Below are 18105 nucleotides of genomic sequence, written 5' to 3'. Positions count from 1 at the left end.
GGTGGATGCTTGTATGCCTATCGTGCCCCCAGCCGCACGCACACTGGGGGGTGTGCGCCGCAAAGCCATGAACGTCGCTCCCCAGCAACTGGTCAGCGAGCGCCTGCTCAGCCCCGATCACGCCTTGCCGCTGGTCATCGAGCCGGCAGTCAACGGTGTCGACCTGGTGGCCTGGGCCACCGGCGAACGCGAAGCCCTGGAACAGAAACTGCTGCAATACGGCGCCCTGCTGTTCCGCGGTTTCGACGTCGCATCGGTGGAACACTTCGATCAGGTCATCGCTGCGCTGTCGCCCGGCGCGCTGGAATACATGTTCCGCGCCTCACCGCGTACGCGGGTCGGCGGCAATATCTATACCTCGACCGACTACCCGGCCGACCAGATGATTTTCCCGCATAACGAACATTCCTATTCGCCGCGTTTCCCGCTGCGGCTGTTCTTTTATTGCCAACTGCCGTCCGAGACCGGTGGTGAAACGCCGATCGGCTCAACCCGCGCGGTCAAGGCCAGGATCAGCGCCGACATCGAAGCGCGCTTTCGTGAAAAAGGCGTGCTCTACGTGCGCAATTACGGCGACGGTTTCGGCCTGCCGTGGCAAAGCGTGTTCCAGTCCGCCGACCGCAGCGAAGTCGAAGCCTACTGCGCCAGCGTCGGCATCGAAGTGGAATGGAAAGAAAACAACCGCCTGCGCACCCGCCAACGCGGCCCGGCGGTGGTGCGTCACCCGCGTACCGGCGAAGAGGTCTGGTTCAACCACGCGACCTTTTTTCACATCAGCACCCTGCCGCCGGCCCTGCGCGATTCGCTGCAAAGCAACTTCAACGACCTCGACCTGCCGACCAACACCTTCTATGGCGACGGCGCACCGATCGAGCCAGAGGTGCTGGAGTCGCTGCGCGCCGCCTACCTGGATTCACTGGTGCGTTTCTCCTGGCAACAAGGCGACGTGCTGTTTATCGACAACATGCTCGCGGTGCACGGTCGTGAACCCTTTACCGGCAACCGCGCAATCATGACCGGCATGGCCGAGGCCTTGCTGTCCAGCGACGTGGCTGTCTGACCGCTATCCACCCCTTTTTTGCAGTTGAGTTGAACATGAACGGACTTCAAGGCTTTCGAATCTCACCGCAACAGGCGTCGCTCTACCCGCACCTCAACGACGCACCCGAACACACGTTCAGTTGCCAACTGCAATGGACGATCGACCAGGCGGTAGACGCCGACACCCTCACCCAGCGCCTGCAAGCAATGGCCAGCGGCAGCGAGATCCTGCGTACACAACTGACACCGGTGCCCGGCCTGCGCCACCCGGTGCAAGTGATTCATGACGAGGCCGCGCTGACCGTCGCGACCAAGGACCTGCGCCACCTCAGCCCGGCAGACCAGCGCGTTGCCCTGACCACCCTTGACTGGGTTGCGCCACTGACCGTAACGCTGGTGCAGTTGACCGAGGGGCACGTACTGCACCTGGCCGCAGCGAGCAGTCATCTTGACCTCACCAGCCTGAAACTGCTGGCAATTGCCCTGCTGCAAGACACCCCGCCGGACCTGTCCGAAACCCTGCAATACGCCGATTACGCCGAGTGGCGCTGGAGCCTTGCCGAAGACGAGCCCGAGCACCCCGGCGCGCTGTTCTGGAAGCCTTCGGCTGACAGCGAACAGCCCAGCTTGCAGCTGTCGCTGGAAACACCCCGTTCCGGTGGCTTCAGCCCGGAACGTATCGACATCAACCTGCCCGTCCACCCGGCATTGACTTGCGAGCTGATGCTGGCGGCCTGGGCCGTGCTGCTCGGTCGTCTGTCTGGCCAACAGCAGGTGCCGATCACCCTGATCCATGCCAGTCGCGGCCCGGAACTCGACAGCGCCTTGGGCCTGTTCGAGCAAACCCTGCCCGTGCGCATCGATCTGCAAGCCCAGGCGACCTTGCTGGAACAAAGCCGCCAGATCAACGCCGTGATCGAGCATGCCGCAGGCTGGCAGGACTATTACACCCACGAGTTGAAGGGCGGTTATGCCTACGCCTGGCGAGCCAGTGATGCGCGCCAACGCGACGCCAGCGCGGTGATGAACCCGGCCAAGGCGTGCCTGCAAGTCCACCAAGGCGCCGACCAGCTCGACGCACAGCTCATCTACGATCGCAACCTGCTAAGCCACGAGGTTGCCGCTTGTATGGCCGAGCAATGGGCGCAGTTACTGCAATCGGCTCTGGCCGCACCGCAACAACCCTGGGCGCACCTGTCCATGAGCGGGCCGCAGCAAGCGCACATCATCGCCAGCCAGGCGCAATCGCCGGTGATTGAAGCGGTGACCCTGGTAGAACTGATTGCTCGCCAAGTGCAGCAACAGCCAACAGCCATCGCCCTCAGCGACCAGCACGGCGAGTTGAGCTACGCGCAACTGGAAGCAAGCTCTGCACACTTGGCACACCAACTGGTCGCTGCCGGCATCGGTGCCGGTGTGCCGGTCGGTATTCTGTTCCCACGCAGCAACGCCGCGATTGTCGCCATGCTTGCCGTGTTGAAGGCCGGTGGCGCTTATGTGCCGATCGATCCGAGCTACCCGCTGGACCGCCGCGCCTACATGCTCGCCGACAGTGCCATCGCGCACATCGTCGTCAGCCCGGAGTTGGCCGACAGCGTCCCATTCGGCCTGCAAAGCTTTGTGCTGGACGACCTGCACGCCTCCAACACCCTGCCGCCATTGCCGCTACCCCGCGCCGACAGCCTCGCGTACCTGATCTACACCTCCGGCTCCACCGGCGCACCGAAAGCCGTCGAAATCACTCACGCGGCCTTGAGCTATTCCACCCAGGTACGCATGGCGGCGTATGAGGCGCCCATGAGCGCATACCTGTTGCTGTCCTCGTTTGCCTTCGACAGCTCCGTGGCCGGTATCTTCTGGACCCTCGCCCAAGGTGGCCGCCTGGTATTGCCGGCACCCGGCGAAGAACTGGACATGCCTCGCCTGGCGCACTTGATCGCCCAGCACCGCGTCAGCCACGGCCTGTCGTTGCCCTCGTTGTATCAAGCGCTGCTGGATCAACTTAGCAGCGTTGCCAGCCTGCAATGCTGGATCGTCGCCGGTGAAGCCTGCCCGCCACACCTGATCGCCCAGCACAGCAACACCCTGCCCCACGCGCTGCTGGTCAACGAATACGGTCCCACTGAGGCGACCGTGTGGGCGACTTACGATGTGCTCAGCCCCGACCGCGCATTAACCATCGGCCGCCCGATTGCCGGCATGGACCTGCGCGTCTTGAATGAACACGACATCGTCAGCGCCATCGGTGAACCGGGTGAAATCGTGCTCGCTGGCCCGACCCTGGCCCGCGGTTATCGCAATAAGCCTGAGGAAACCGCCAAGGCTTTTGTCACCCTGGCCGACGGTACCCGCGCCTACCGCACAGGTGACCTGGCGTGCTGGCTCGCCGACGGGCGCCTGGCGTTCCTGGGGCGCAAGGACCACCAGGTCAAGTTGCGCGGCTATCGCATTGAACTCGGCGAGATCGAGCGTCAATTGTGCAGCCATAGTGACGTGCGCGAAGCCGCTGTGATCGTGCAGGACCAGCCCGCGGGCAAGCGCCTGGTCGCCTACGTCCTCGCCGCCCATGGCTACGCGCCGGATTCGGAAGCACTCAAGCGCTACCTCGGCGAGCGACTGCCGGCGTACATGGTGCCAACGCGGGTGCTGACATTATCAGCCTTCCCCCGTACCCCCAACGGCAAACTCGATGCCCGCCAGCTGCCCGACCCGGACCAGTTCGACCACAGCGCCTATGTCGCCCCGCGTACGCCAATGGAAACCACGCTACACGCCATCGTCGCCAAGGTCTTGAAGCTCGACAACGTCAGTGTCACCGAGAGTTTCTTTGCCATGGGCGGCGACTCAATCCTTAGCCTGCAAGTGGTGGCCCAGGCCCACGAACAAGGTGTTGCCCTGTCGGCCAAGCATGTATTCGAACATCAGACCATCGCGGCCATGGCCGACGTCGCGCAGCCGCTGGAGGCCCGTCACGTCGAACCCGAAAGTGCCGAGTTCAGTGCCTCCGGCATGTCGCAAGACGAGCTTAACGCGTTGATGGCCGAGCTCAACGACGCCGACCTGTAACCGCCGCGCGTATCGCCGTTGCCCCTTTTTCTGCAGGACGTTTTGAATGACCACCGACAAGACCACCAGCAATCCGATCGAAGATGTCTACCCGCTGTCACCGCTGCAACAGGGGATGTTGTTCCACTCCCTGCTGCATGAAGACTCCGGCGTTTATTTGATGCAGGATCGCTACCGCATCGGTGGGGCCATTGATGAAGGCGCATTCCTTGAGTCCTGGCGTCAAGTCGTGGCATTGCACCCCTCGCTACGTGCCAGCTTCCAGTGGAAAACCCAGAAGCAACCGGTGCAGGTGATTCACCGCGAGGTCAAGGTGCCGCTGGACACCCTCGATTTGCGCGGCCTGGCGCCCCATGAGCAGGAAGCGCGGATTCGCGGTGTGCTCGAAGATGAGCAGAAAATCGGCTTCAACCTGTCCAAGCCACCGCTGATTCGCTTCCGCCTGGTGCGCCTGGCGGATGAGTCCTATGAGTTCATTCGCAGCTTTCACCATATCTTGATGGATGCCTGGTGCATTTCCCTGGTGACCGTGGACTTTCTCAAGGTCTACGAGGCGCTGTGCAACGACCGTACGCCACAGATCAAAAGCCCACGCCCGTTTCGTGACTACATTCAATGGCTGCAACGCCAGGACGCAGGCAAAGCCGAGCAGTTCTGGCGCGGTCAGTTGCGCGGGCTCAACGCACCAACGCCGCTGACCGTGGACAACGGCGTGAGCCGCGACCGCTACACCGACGCGGTGCTGGTGGCCGACCAGTTGATCCATCTGAGCGAGGACGAAACCCAGGCCCTGGCGACCTTCTGCCGTCACCGCCGGATCACCCCCAATACGTTTTTCCAGGGTGTCTGGTCATTGCTGTTGTCACGCTACAGCGGTCAGCGTGACGTGGTCTTCGGCGTTACCGTGGCGGGGCGTCCCGCTGAGTTGACCGGCGTCGCCGAGATGATTGGCCTGTTCATCAACACCCTGCCACTGCGGGTCAGCGTCGATCCGCAGGCGACGCTGGGCGACTGGCTCAGCGCGTTGCAGGGACTGAACGTCGAGATGCGCGACTACGAGCACACGCCGCTGACCGACATTCAGGGTTGGAGCGACTTCCCCCGTGGCGAAACCTTGTTTGACAGCATCCTGGTGTTTGAAAACGCGCCGATCGATGAACAGATTCTGGACGGCGGTTTTGAGTTCAGCCTCGACGGCATGGACCACAGCGTGCACACCCACTACGGCTTGACCGTAGTGATTCTGCCCGGCGAGCAACTGGGCATTCGCGTGTCCTACGACCGCGAACGGTTTGAAGCGGAAACGGTGCAGCGCCTGCTCGGCCACCTGGCCAGCCTGGTGCGCGGCATGCTGGCCGCGCCTGAAGCGCCGTTGGGCAGCTTCGAGCTGCTGGCCGCAGACGAGCGCCAGCAATTGCTCGGCGAGTGGGCACTCAACCCCCACGATTTTCCGTTGGATAAAAGCTACGCCGAACTGTTTGCCGCCCAGGTTGCCAAGCGTGGCGATCAGATCGCCGCGATCTGCGCCGGTGAATCCCTGACCTATGCAGAGCTGGATCAGCGCTCCACGCGCCTGGCCCATGCGCTGATTGCAGCCGGTGCCGCAGAGGATCAGTTGGTCGCGCTGGTCGCCCCCCGAGGCCTGGCGTTGTTGACAAGCATGCTCGCCGTGTTCAAGGCCGGCGCCGCGATGCTGCCGCTGGAGGTCAATCACCCGCCGGAGCGCCTGCGCGAGATCCTCAACCTCTCCCGCGCCCCGCTGCTGGTGGCGAGTGAAGGTTGCAGTGGCCTGCTCGATCAACTGCTCAGCGGCCTCGACCACGCGCCCACGGCACTGTTCGCCGAGGCTGCCTGGAACTCACCCAACGACACACCACTGGCGCTGGCCGGCGGCCCGGCCAGCCTGGCCTACGTGCTGTTTACCTCGGGCTCGACCGGTATGCCCAAGGGCGTGATGATCGAGCAACGCGGCATGCTCAATAACATCTTCGGTAAAGTCCCGGCCCTGGGGCTCAGCGCCAACGACCGCATTCCACAGACGGCTTCGGTGGCCTTCGATATTTCCGTGTGGCAATTCCTCGCCGCACCGGTCCTGGGCGCCACCGTGCATATCTTGCCGGATGAAGTGGCCCACGACCCGCAACGCCTGCTGCAAGTGCTCGCCAGCGAACGGCTCAACGTGCTGGAAATCGTCCCAAGCCTGATGCGCACCCTGCTCGCGCTAAGCCCGTGCGACTTGCAGTTACCCGACCTGCGCTGGGTGCTGCCCACGGGGGAAGCGCTGCCGCCGACCGTGGCGCGCGACTGGTTCGCGCGCTTCCCGGACATCGCGCTGATGAACGCCTACGGCCCGGCCGAGTGCGCCGACGACGTGGCATTCCAGCCGATTACCGAAGCTCCGCACGCCAACGTCAGCCACATGCCCATCGGCCAACCCACGGCCAACAACCGCCTGTACGTGATGGATGAGGCCTTGCGCCCGGTGCCGATTGGCGTGGTCGGGGAGATCTGCGTCGGCGGCGTGGGTGTCGGCCGGGGTTACCTGCATGATCCGCAGCGCACCGCCGAAGCGTTCATCCAACACCCACAAATCGAGGGTCGCCTGTACCGCACCGGCGACCTCGGCCGCTGGCGTGCCGACGGTGTGATCGAGTACCTCGGCCGTCGCGACCAACAAGTGAAACTGCGCGGCCATCGCATCGAACTGACCGAAATTGAACACCGCCTGGCCCAACACCCCAACGTGCGTGAAGCCGCGGTATTGCTGCGCGAGAACAACGTAGGCGAAGCCTGGCTGGTGGCCTACTGGTCGGCCCATGACGACACACTGGGCAGCACCGGCCTGAGCGAACACCTGCGCGCCCAACTGCCGCCGTACATGGTACCGGCAGCGTTCGAATGCATGGAACGCTTGCCGTTGAACAACAACGGCAAGGTCGACCGCAAAGCCTTGGCCGCGCTGCAATTGAACTGGCAGGCTGGCACCCGTGAAAGTCTCGCGCCACGTAACGAGCGCGAAGCCGCCATCGCCCGGACTTGGGCCGAGGTGCTCGGCCGCGACAGCGTCGGCGTGGAAGACAACTTCTTCACCCTTGGTGGCCACTCGTTGCTGGCGACCCAGATCGTCGCGCGCTTGCGCAGCCAGTTCAAACTTGACCTGCCGCTGCGTGTACTGTTCGAACAGCCGACCGTCGCGCTGCTGGCCGTGGCCATCGCTGAGCGTGAGGCAAGAGCCGCTGCACCGCAGACCGCCGTCCTCGACACACCGCATGCCAAGGCACGCCCGGCGTTGTTGCCGCTGTCGTTCTCGCAACAACGCCTGTGGTTTATCGAGCAACTGACGCCCGGCACCACGCTGTTCAATATCCCGTTTGCCCTGCACCTCAAGGGTCAACTCGACGTTGCAGCACTGCACGCCAGCCTGAATGACTTGCTGGTGCGCCATGAAATCCTGCGCACCGGCATCCGCAGCGTGGATGGCGTACCGAGCCAGCACATCAGCGAAGCCCTGGACTTTGCGCTCCCGTTTGAAGACTTTTCCGGCTTAGGCGCAACAGCCCGTGAGGGCGCGCAGTTCAACGCACTGCAAGCTACCTTTGAACAGCCCTTCGACCTGACCGCACCGCCGCTGTTGCGCGCCCGCCTGTTGAAGGTCGCGCCGGACGAACATGTGCTGGGCATCGCGCTGCATCACCTGGTCTCCGACGCTTGGTCGGCCACCATCGCCCTGCGCGAACTGGCCTTGGGGTATCAAGCCCGCTGCAATGGTGCAGCCGCGCAATTGCCGGTCTTGCCGCTGCAATACGCGGATTTTGCCCTGTGGCAACGGGAGCATCTGCAAGGTGCTGAACTCAAGCGCCAACTCGATTACTGGACCCACACTCTTGAGCGTCGCGACAGTGACGCCAGCCCGCTGCTGGCCCTGCCCACCGACCATCCTCGGCCGTCAGTGCAGAGCTATCGCGCCGGCCTGGTGCAACGCGAACTGAGTGCCGACTTGAGTGGCCGCGTGCAAACCCTCGCCAGCCGCTTGGGCACCACGCCGTTCAGCGTGCTGTTCGCAGGTTTTGCGGTGCTGATGCACCGTTTGAGCGGCGACGCCACCGTGTTGATCGGCACACCGGTCACCCACCGCGAACAACCCGGTACCGAAGGTCTGTTGGGAATTTTGCTGAACAACCTGGCGATCCGCGCGGACTTCACCGCACAGGCCGATTTCAGCGCCGTGGTCGCTCAGGTCGCCTCCCGACTGCGCGAAGGCCTGCAACATCAGGACCTGCCGTTCGAACAACTGGTCGACAGCCTGCAACTGCCGCGCAGCCTCAGTCATGCGCCGCTGTATCAAGTGATGGTCGCGCAGCAACTGGCCATGGAGTCGCGCCTGCAGTTCCCGGGGCTGGCCTTCGAAGCCCTGGATACGCCGCTCAAACACTCCGAGTGCGACCTGGACCTGCACGTACTGTGCCCGGCCAACGCACCGATTCAGCTGGAGCTGATGTTTGCCCTGGACCTGTTCACCCAGGACAGCGCGCGCCAGACACTCGCTCGCCTGGAACACCTGCTGGAACAGATGCTCGCCGAACCACAACGCCCGGTGGCGGCCCTGCCGCTGCTGATGCCGGCCGAATGGCAGCGCACCGTGGTCGAGTGGAACCGCACCGAGATGGACGTGCCGCAGCACCTGACGTTCGCCCAGTTGTTTGAGCAACAAGCCGAACGCACGCCGCAGCGCGATGCGTTGTGTTTTGAAGGCCAATGCCTGAGCTACGCCGAGTTGAACCGCCGCGCCAACCGAGTCGCACACTACCTGCGCGGACAAGGAGTGGTCGCCAATCGCCCGGTGGCGTTGTGCGTGGAGCGCTCGCTGGAGTTGTTGGTCGGCCTGCTCGGCATTCTCAAGGCCGGTGGCGCCTATGTGCCGCTGGACCCGAGCTACCCGGTTGATCGCCTGGCCTACATGCTCGACGATGCGCAACCGGCGCTGTTCCTCGGCCAGCAAGGCCTGCTCGAACAGTTGGGCAGCGACTTGCCACGCCTGCGCCTGGACGCCGATGCCGCGCTGTTCGCCTCGCAGCCCGAGAGCAACCCTGCACCGCTGGCAGGCCCGGATGACCTGGCCTACATCATGTACACCTCGGGTTCCACCGGTAAGCCCAAAGGCACCCTGGTCACCCAAAAATCGGTGGTCAACTTGGCCTGGGCGCGGATCCATGGCCTGTATCGCCGCTACACCGACCAGCCGATGCGCACCAGCTTCAACTATTCCTTCGCCTTTGATAGCTCGGTGGCGGAATTGATTCTGCTGCTCGACGGCCACAGCCTGTACCTGACCCCGGAAGACGTGCGCTACGACCCTGCCGCCCTGGCGCAGTTCTTCCAGGAAACTCGCCTGGAAGCATTCGAATGCACCCCGGCGCAACTCAAGAGCCTGCTCGAAACCGACGGCGTGCGCCGCGGTGAAACCTACCTGCCGCGCTTCGTGCTGTTCGGCGGCGACGCGGTAGACGCACAGCTCTGGCAACGCCTGCCGTCGATCAGCGGCAGCCGCTTTTTCAATACCTACGGCCCGACCGAGTGCACCGTGGATGCCACCGGGTGTGCGGTGGACGACTTCCCGCAACGCCCGATCATTGGTCGGCCCATCGCCAACGTACGCACCTATGTGCTGGACGCGTTCTTGAATCCGATGCCTGTCGGTGTGCCCGGCGAGCTGCATATCGGCGGCGCCGGGGTGACCCTGGGTTACCTCAACCGCGCCGAACAAACCGCCAAGGTGTTTATCAACGACCCGTTCTCGCCGCTGCCGCAGGCGCGGATGTACAAGTCCGGAGACTTGGTGCGCTGGCTGCCCGACGGCCAGCTGGAATACCTCGGGCGCATGGATCACCAAGTAAAGATCCGTGGTTTCCGCGTTGAGCTGGGCGAGATCGAAGCCTTGATCGGCGCACAACCTGGCGTGCGCCAGGCCGTGGTACTGGCCCGTGAAGACGTGCCAGGCGACAAGCGCCTGGTGGCGTACGTCACTTGCGATCAACCTTGCGAGGTGAATGCCTGGCGCAACAGCCTGGGCGCTGCGCTGCCCGACTACATGGTGCCGTCGGCCTTTGTGGTGCTGGACGAACTGCCGCTCACCGACAACGGCAAACTCAATCGCAAGGCCCTGCCCGCGCCGGATATCCAGGCCGAACCGGACGCCGAAGATCCGCCGCGCACCGACGCCGAGCGCCAGCTGGCGGCCTTGTGGGCCGAGCTGCTGAACGTACCCTTGGGCGCCATTGGGCGTGACAGCCAGTTCTTTTACCTGGGCGGCCATTCGTTGCTGGCGGCAGTGCTGTTTGCCCGACTGCGTCAGCAATTCGCCACGGTCCCGCCGCTGCGCGCGGTGTTTGAACACCCGACGTTGCAGGCCTTGGCTGCGCTGTTGGGGCAACCGCTGCAAACACCTGCCGCGACCTTTGTACCCGCGGCCCGCCCGGCGCACTTGCCGTTGTCGTTCGAACAGCAGCGCCTGTGGTTCCTCGAACAGCTGAGCGGCGCCAGCGAATACAACGTGGTCAGCGCCGTGCAATTCGACGGCGAGTTGAATGTGCAAGCGCTGCAATCGGCTTTGAACACGGTGATCCAGCGCCATGAAATCCTGCGCAGTCGCATCGTGCGTGAGGATGAAGGTGAGTTGGCGTTGGTGATTGAGCCGCAGGTTGAGCTGACGCTCGGCCTGGCGCGGTGGGATACCGTCAGCGATGAACGCTGGCAACAGCTGACCGACGCGGCGATCCAGGCCGCCACCGCGCAGCGCTTTGACCTGGCCAACGAGGTGCCGATTCGCGCCACCTTGCTTTCGCGCAACCACCAGGCGTTGCTGGTGCTGACGTTGCACCATTGCGCGACGGACGACGCTTCCACCCATAACCTGCTCGACGAACTCGCCCAGTGCTACAGCGCCGAATGCCAGGGCCACGTCGCCAACCTGCCGGGGCTGGCGTTGCAATACCCGGATTACGCGCTCTGGCAGCGCGAGCCGGCCCAGCAGGCGCTGTTCGACAGCCAATTGAACTACTGGCGTACCCAGCTGGAAGACGGCAGTTACCAGTTGGAACTGCCCACCGATCAGCCACGCCCGCCTGTGCTTGACCCGCGTGCCGGCTCCGTCCACTTGCAACTGCCTGCGGAACTGAGCGGCCGTCTGCGCCAGTTCGCACATCAACGCGGGGCCACGCTGTACATGCTGCTGCTCAGCGCCGCGCAACTGCTGCTGGGGCGCTACGCAAACCAGCGCGACGTACGTTTCGGCAGCCCGGTAGCCCAGCGCCCACTGGCCGAGTTGCAACCGCTGATCGGCTGCTTCGTCAACACCCTGGTGATGCGCACCGACCTGGCGCCGAGCCTGGATTTTTCCGGTTTGCTCGAGCAGGTACGAGACACCGTACTGGATGCACAACAGCATCAGGACGTGCCGTTTGATCAAGTGGTCGAACACCTGGCGCCAGAACGCAGTCTCGGCCAGACGCCATTGTTCCAAGTGTTGTTCGTGATGCAGAACGCCAACACCACTGCCAGCCAGTGGCCGCAGCTGCAAGTGAGCGAACGCGCAGTGACGGCCGACGCCACCAAGTTCGACCTGAACTGGGAAGTGCATGACGGCGAGGTCCTGTCGGTACTGCTCGAATACCGTAGCGCATTGTTCACCCAGGCCACCGCCGAGCGCTGGCTGGCGCAATGGCAAGCCCTGCTCGAAAGCATGCTGCAAGCACAACAGACGCGTTTGAGTGACTGGTCGCCGTTGACCGTCGCAGAGCGTCAACAGCAATGGGCGTGGAACGCTACCGAGCGCAAATATTCCGGCCCGACGAACTTGCACACGGCCCTGAGCCAGCAAGCCGCGTTGACGCCCAACGCGCCCGCGCTGGTGTTCGAAGGCCAACGCCTGAGCTACGCCGAACTGGACCAACGCGCACAAACCGTTGCCCGAGCCCTGCGCGCGGCGGGCATCGGTCGCGAGTCGATCGTGCCGGTGTGCATGGAACGCTCCGTCGACATGGTCGTGGCTTTGCTCGGCGTGGTGCACGCCGGGGCCGCATGGTTGCCGCTGGATCCGGAGTTGCCGCTCGCGCGCCTGGCGTTCCTGATTACCGACGCCGATGCCCAGGTGACGCTGACTCAATCACAGTGGCTGCCACATTTACCCGCTGGCCATGTCGCCTGGACCTTGGAAACACTGCCTGCCGCTGAAAACAGCGAGCCCCTGAGCGTGGAAGCCAGCGACCTCGCCTACGTGCTCTACACCTCCGGCTCCACCGGCCAACCCAAAGGCGTGATGAACGAACACGGCGCGCTGATGAACCGTCTGCACTGGATGCAGGAGGCGTTCCCGATTGGCCCGAATGACCGTGTGCTGCAAAAAACCCCGTACAGCTTCGACGTGTCGGTGTGGGAGTTCTTCTGGCCGCTGATCACCGGCGCGACGCTCGTGGTTGCGCGTCCGGACGGCCATCGCGACCCGGCGTACCTGAGCCAGTTGATCCAGCAGGAGCAGGTCACCACCCTGCACTTCGTACCGTCGATGCTGCGCGCCTTTGTCGAAGAACCAAGCCTGACCCACTGCCGCAGCCTGCGCCAAGTGTTTGCCAGCGGCGAAGCCTTGCCGGTGGATCTGGTGCAGCGGTTCATGTCCCAACACCCCGCCGCGCTGGTCAACCTGTATGGCCCAACCGAAGCGGCGATTGACGTGTCGGTGTGGCGTTGCTCGGCCAACGACACGCTCGTGCCGATCGGCAAACCCATCGCCAACCTGCGCCTGCATATCCTCGATGAGGCCCAACAACCGTTGCCGATTGGCAGCATCGGCGAGCTGTACATTGGCGGTGTCGGCGTGGCACGCGGTTACCTCAAACGTGCAGACCTGACCGCCGAGCGCTTCCTGATGGTTAACGGTGAGCGCCTGTACCGCACAGGCGACCGTTGCCGCTTCCTTGCCGACGGCAATATCGATTACCTCGGCCGCCTCGACCATCAGGTCAAGCTGCGTGGCCAGCGCATCGAACTGGGCGAGATCGACGCCGCCCTGCTGGCTCAGCCCGGCGTGCGCGACGCGGCCACCCTGCTGCTGGACCAGCGTCTGGTGACCTTCTGGAGCGGCAACGCCGATGAAGCGAGCCTGCGCGACGACCTCGGCAAGCACTTGCCCACGTACATGCTGCCGAGCCTGCTGGTGCAACTTGACCACCTGCCGCTCAACAGCAACGGCAAGCTCGACCGCAAGGCCTTGGCCGCGATCACCTTGCCCGATACGCCCCGCGAGCAACCCCATCGGGCGCCGCGCAACGCCACCGAAACCCTGCTCTGCGACGTGTTCAGCGAAGTGCTGGAATGCCCCTCGGTAGGCATCGACGACCACTTCTTCCACCTCGGCGGCCATTCGTTGCTCGCCACGCGCCTGGTGGCCCGGGTGCGTGAACGCCTGGGCGTCACCTTGCCGTTGGCGGTGGTGTTTGCCCAGCCAACAGTGGCGGCGTTGGCCGACCACTTGCGCGACGCCTTGCCCGCTGAGGTGATCACGGCCCAACCGCGTCCGGCAACGTTGCCGCTGGGTCTGGCGCAACATCGTTTCTGGATGCTCAGCCGCCTGGTGCCGGAGTCCCGCGAGTACCACATGCCGTTCGCGCTGACCTTGAAGGGCACGCTGGATCTGGCAGCCCTGCGCGAAGCCTTCGACCAAGTCAGCGAGCGGCACTTGGTGCTGCGCAGCCGCATCGTAGAAACCGCCGGCCAAGCGCAGTTGCTCATTGATCCGCAAGGCCCTGCGCTGCGGGTGACCTCGGTCGCCACCAACGCCTGGAATGACGCGTGCAGCCGTGCCCAGGCCGAATTGATGGCCCCGTTCGACCTGGCCGCCGCTGCACCTTGGCGTGCACAGTTGCTGCAACGCCAAGACAGCGACGAAAACCTGCTGCTGCTGTGCCTGCACCACAGCGCCACAGACGGCTGGGCCATGCAACTGCTGATCGACGAACTGGCGCTGGCCTACCGTGCCGGGCTGAGCGGGCAGACACCGGACTGGACGCCACTGGACCTCGACTACGTTGATTTCGCCCTGTGGCAGCAACACCCACAAACCCAGGCCCGGCGCCAAGCCAGCTTGGACTACTGGAAACATCATCTGGGCACGGACGATTACGTACTCGACCTGCCCCTGGACAGACCACGCGCCGCCGAAGCGGATCGGCGCGCCGGGCAGTTGATCCTCCACCTGGGCCCCGAGCGCGCCGCCGCGATCCGCCACTTTGCGCGCCTGCGGAGCACCACGCCGTATGTGGTGCTGGCGAGCGCGTTGAGTGCCCTGCTCGCCCGTTACAGCGGCCAGCGCGATATTCGCCTGGGCACCCCGGCCGACCAGCGCGACCAGCCGCAAACCCAGGCGCTGCTGGCCTGCCTGGTCAATACCTTGGTGATTCGCAGCGAGGTCGATCAACAGGCGCCAGCGTCTGCCTTGCTGACGGCGCTGGAGACCGACCTGCGCGCCGCCCAGGCCCACGCCGACCTGCCGTTCGCCACCTTGGTCGGCGCCGTGACCCAGCGCCGTGACCTGAACCGCACGCCGTTGTTCCAGGTGCTGTTCTCCCTCAACCACGGCCGCATGGACAGCCGCCAATGGCCGGGCCTTGAACTCACAGAACAGACTCTGCCCGCCATCGACGCCAAGTTCGAACAAAGTTGGGAAGTCCACGACGACGGCAGCGACATGACCCTGGCGCTGGAATACCAGGCGGCACTGTTCGATGCCGCCACGATGCAGCGCTGGAGCGCGCAATGGTGTGCGCTGCTGGATGCACTCATCGCCACGCCGGAGCGTGCGCTGGTGGCGTTGTTCCCGCAGCAGCAGGATCAGGCGCAACTCGCTCGATGGAATGCCACCGAGCGCGAATATTCGGGCCCGACGAACTTGCACACGGCCCTGAGCCAGCAAGCCGCGTTGACGCCGAACGCGCCCGCGCTGGTGTTCGAAGGCCAACGCCTGAGCTACGCCGAACTGGACCAACGCGCACAAACCGTTGCCCGAGCGCTGCGCGCCGCCGGGATTGGTCGCGAGTCGATCGTGCCGGTGTGCATGGAACGCTCCGTGGACATGGTCGTGGCTTTGCTCGGTGTGGTGCATGCTGGGGCCGCATGGTTGCCGCTGGATCCGGAATTGCCGCCCGCGCGCCTGGCGTTCCTGATTGCCGACGCCGATGCCCAGGTGACGCTGACTCAATCACAGTGGCTGCCACATTTACCCGCTGGCCATGTCGCCTGGACCTTGGAAACACTGCCTGCCGCTGAAAACAGCGAGCCCCTGAGCGTGGAAGCCAGCGACCTCGCCTACGTGCTCTACACCTCCGGTTCCACCGGCCAGCCCAAAGGCGTGATGAACGAACACGGCGCGCTGATGAACCGTCTGCACTGGATGCAGGACGCGTTCCCGATTGGCCCGAATGACCGTGTGCTGCAAAAAACCCCGTACAGCTTCGACGTGTCGGTGTGGGAGTTCTTCTGGCCGCTGATCACCGGCGCGACGCTCGTGGTTGCGCGTCCGGACGGCCATCGCGACCCGGCGTACCTGAGCCAGTTGATCCAGCAGGAGCAGGTCACCACCCTGCACTTCGTGCCGTCGATGCTGCGCGCCTTTGTCGAAGAACCGAGCCTGACCCACTGCCGCAGCCTGCGCCAAGTGTTTGCCAGCGGCGAAGCCTTGCCGGTGGATCTGGTGCAGCGGTTCATGTCCCAACACCCCGCCGCGCTAATCAACCTGTATGGCCCAACCGAAGCGGCGATTGACGTGTCGGTGTGGCGTTGCTCGGCCAACGACACGCTCGTGCCAATTGGCAAACCCATTGCCAACCTGCGCCTGCATATACTCGATGAAGCCCAACAACCGTTGCCGATTGGCAGCATCGGCGAGCTGTACATCGGCGGTGTCGGCGTGGCGCGCGGTTATTTGAAACGCGCAGACCTGACTGCCGAGCGCTTCCTGACGGTTAACGGTGAGCGCCTGTACCGCACGGGCGACCGTTGCCGCTTCCTTGCCGACGGCAATATCGACTACCTCGGCCGCCTCGACCACCAGGTCAAGCTGCGCGGCCAGCGCATCGAACTGGGCGAAATCGACGCCGCACTGCTGGCTCAGCCCGGCATAACCGGCGCCTGCACGCTGGTTATCGACAACCGCCTGGTGGCGTTCTACAGCAGCCAGGCGCCGCAGTCGGAGCTGACCGCTGTGCTCAGCGCCGAATTGCCAGCCTATATGGTGCCAGCGGTGTGGGTCGAAGTGCCGAGCCTGCCGCTGACCAGCAACGGCAAGCTCGACCGCAAAGCCCTGGCCGCGTTGCCACTGCCGCAGTCCCAACACGAATCCGTCGCCCCGCGTAACGCCTTGGAAAGCCTGGTCTGCCAGCTGTTCAGCGACGTGCTCGGCGACGGCCTCACGGCTGGGCGTGTGGTCGGTACGGCTGACAGTTTCTTCGCCTTGGGCGGTGATTCGATCCTTGGTTTGAAGCTGATTTCGCACCTGCGCGACCAGGGTTACGCCCTGACGCCCAAAGACCTGTTCCGCGCCCAGACACCTGCGGGCCTGGCGCTGGTGATCACACCGCTGCGGGCGGTGGCCGAGCAAGGAGAAGTCAGCGGTGCGATGCCGTTGATGCCGCTGCACCAGTGGTTCTTCGATCAGCAGCAACCGCAGCCCGCCTACTGGAACCAATCGGTGCTGGCCGACAGCGATCGCGTGCTGCAGCCGGTAGTGGTACAGGCCACCCTGGATCGATTGATCGCCCATCACGATGCCTTGCGCCTGCGCTTCATCGAAGTAGACGGTCAATGGCAAGCCCATATTGCAGCGGTCGAGTCTGCCCGCTTGACGCTCGTCACGGACGTGGACCAGTTGCAACAGGTCGCGCAGAGCCTGAACCTGCAACATGGCCCACTGTTCGCCGCTGCCTTGCTCGAAGGTAATCCGCAACGCCTATATCTGGTTGCGCATCACCTAGTGATCGACGCCGTCTCCTGGACGCCACTGCTGGAAGATTTCCAGCAGCTGTATGCGGCGCTGGAAAACGGCACGCCGACGAGCCTGCCGGCAAAAACCACGTCCTATCGCCAATGGGCCGAGCACCTGCAGGCGCATGCCGGCAAAGTCGCCGCGGAGCAGCGTTACTGGGCCAGCCAGGTCGCAACCAACCCTCGGCCCCAGGCCACCGTGGCCGAGCGCCAGACCTTGTCGGCCCGTTGGGATGCCACACGGACTCATCAATGGCTCACCGAGTCCCACGCCGCCTACCGGACCCAACCGGAAGAGCTGTTGATCGCCGCCCTGGTCGCCACCCTGGCGCAAGCCGAACAGCGCCAGGACATCGTCGTCGACCTCGAGCGCCACGGCCGCGATGCCGGTTTTGAGGGCCTGGATGCCAGCCGCACCGTGGGCTGGTTCACCACCCTGTTCCCGCTGCGCGTCAACGCCCGTGGCGCCGCCGGCGACTGGGTGCGCCAGGCCAAGGAAGCCCTGCGCGGCGTTCCCGGCCAGGGCCTCGGGCACGGCTTGCTGCGCCTGCGCGGCGAGTTGCCAGCGGCCAGCGGTGATGTGCTGTTCAACTATTTGGGCCACGAGCAAACCTCGCCGGGCTGGTTGCGTGCCAGCTCGCTGGCGGCGCCGTCGGAGGTGGCTTTGGGTAACCGCGTCAGCCATGCCCGTGAAGTGGTGGCCTGGCTGGAGGACGGCGTGCTGCACCTGCATTGGCACAGCGTCAACCCGGACGCCGATCGCGACCTGCCTGCGCAACTGCTCAAGCACCTGCAGGCGCTGCTGGAACATTGCCTCGATCCGCAGGCCGGGGCACTGATGCCGTCTGACTTCCCGTTGGCCAAGGCGCTCAATCAGAAGTCCCTGGACGCGTTGCTAGGCAAGCTCAAGAGCAAACCGAATTCCTGAAAACGGCCCGTGGCTGGCCGTTTTCTCCAAGCATTTGAAAT

3 protein-coding genes are annotated in these 18105 nt (G+C 64.3%); all 3 read left to right on the top strand.

Annotation, left to right across the window (positions count from 1 at the left end):
- Positions 1-13: 13 nt before the first annotated feature.
- Genes HX873_RS17675 through HX873_RS17665 form a run of 3 tightly spaced genes read left to right on the top strand, consistent with a single transcriptional unit; the run spans position 14 to position 18064 of the window.
- Positions 14-1060: a TauD/TfdA family dioxygenase gene (locus HX873_RS17675; protein ID WP_087694514.1), complete on the top strand. Its 1047-nt coding sequence runs from the start codon at positions 14-16 to the stop codon at positions 1058-1060.
- Positions 1061-1095: 35 nt separating this feature from the next.
- Positions 1096-4107 (top strand): amino acid adenylation domain-containing protein, encoded by a 3012-nt coding sequence (locus HX873_RS17670; protein ID WP_087694515.1) that lies wholly within the window; start codon positions 1096-1098, stop codon positions 4105-4107.
- 46 nt (positions 4108-4153) lie between these two features.
- The gene (locus HX873_RS17665; RefSeq protein WP_177122976.1) at positions 4154-18064 is read left to right on the top strand and encodes a non-ribosomal peptide synthase/polyketide synthase; all 13911 of its coding nucleotides are present in this window, start codon (positions 4154-4156) and stop codon (positions 18062-18064) included.
- Positions 18065-18105: the final 41 nt, after the last annotated feature.

Origin of the sequence: Pseudomonas sp. P7758, assembly GCF_013386485.1 — a bacterium.
Classification (GTDB): Bacteria; Pseudomonadota; Gammaproteobacteria; order Pseudomonadales; family Pseudomonadaceae; genus Aquipseudomonas.
This window is presented reverse-complemented; position numbering and strand designations above follow the sequence as displayed.

Bases quoted from the DNA above. Each gene is read 5' to 3' on its own strand.
- HX873_RS17675 (WP_087694514.1), top strand. From the start codon at position 14: ATGCCTATCGTGCCCCCAGCCGCACGCACACTGGGGGGTGTGCGCCGC.
- HX873_RS17670 (WP_087694515.1), top strand. From the start codon at position 1,096: ATGAACGGACTTCAAGGCTTTCGAATCTCACCGCAACAGGCGTCGCTC.
- HX873_RS17665 (WP_177122976.1), top strand. From the start codon at position 4,154: ATGACCACCGACAAGACCACCAGCAATCCGATCGAAGATGTCTACCCG.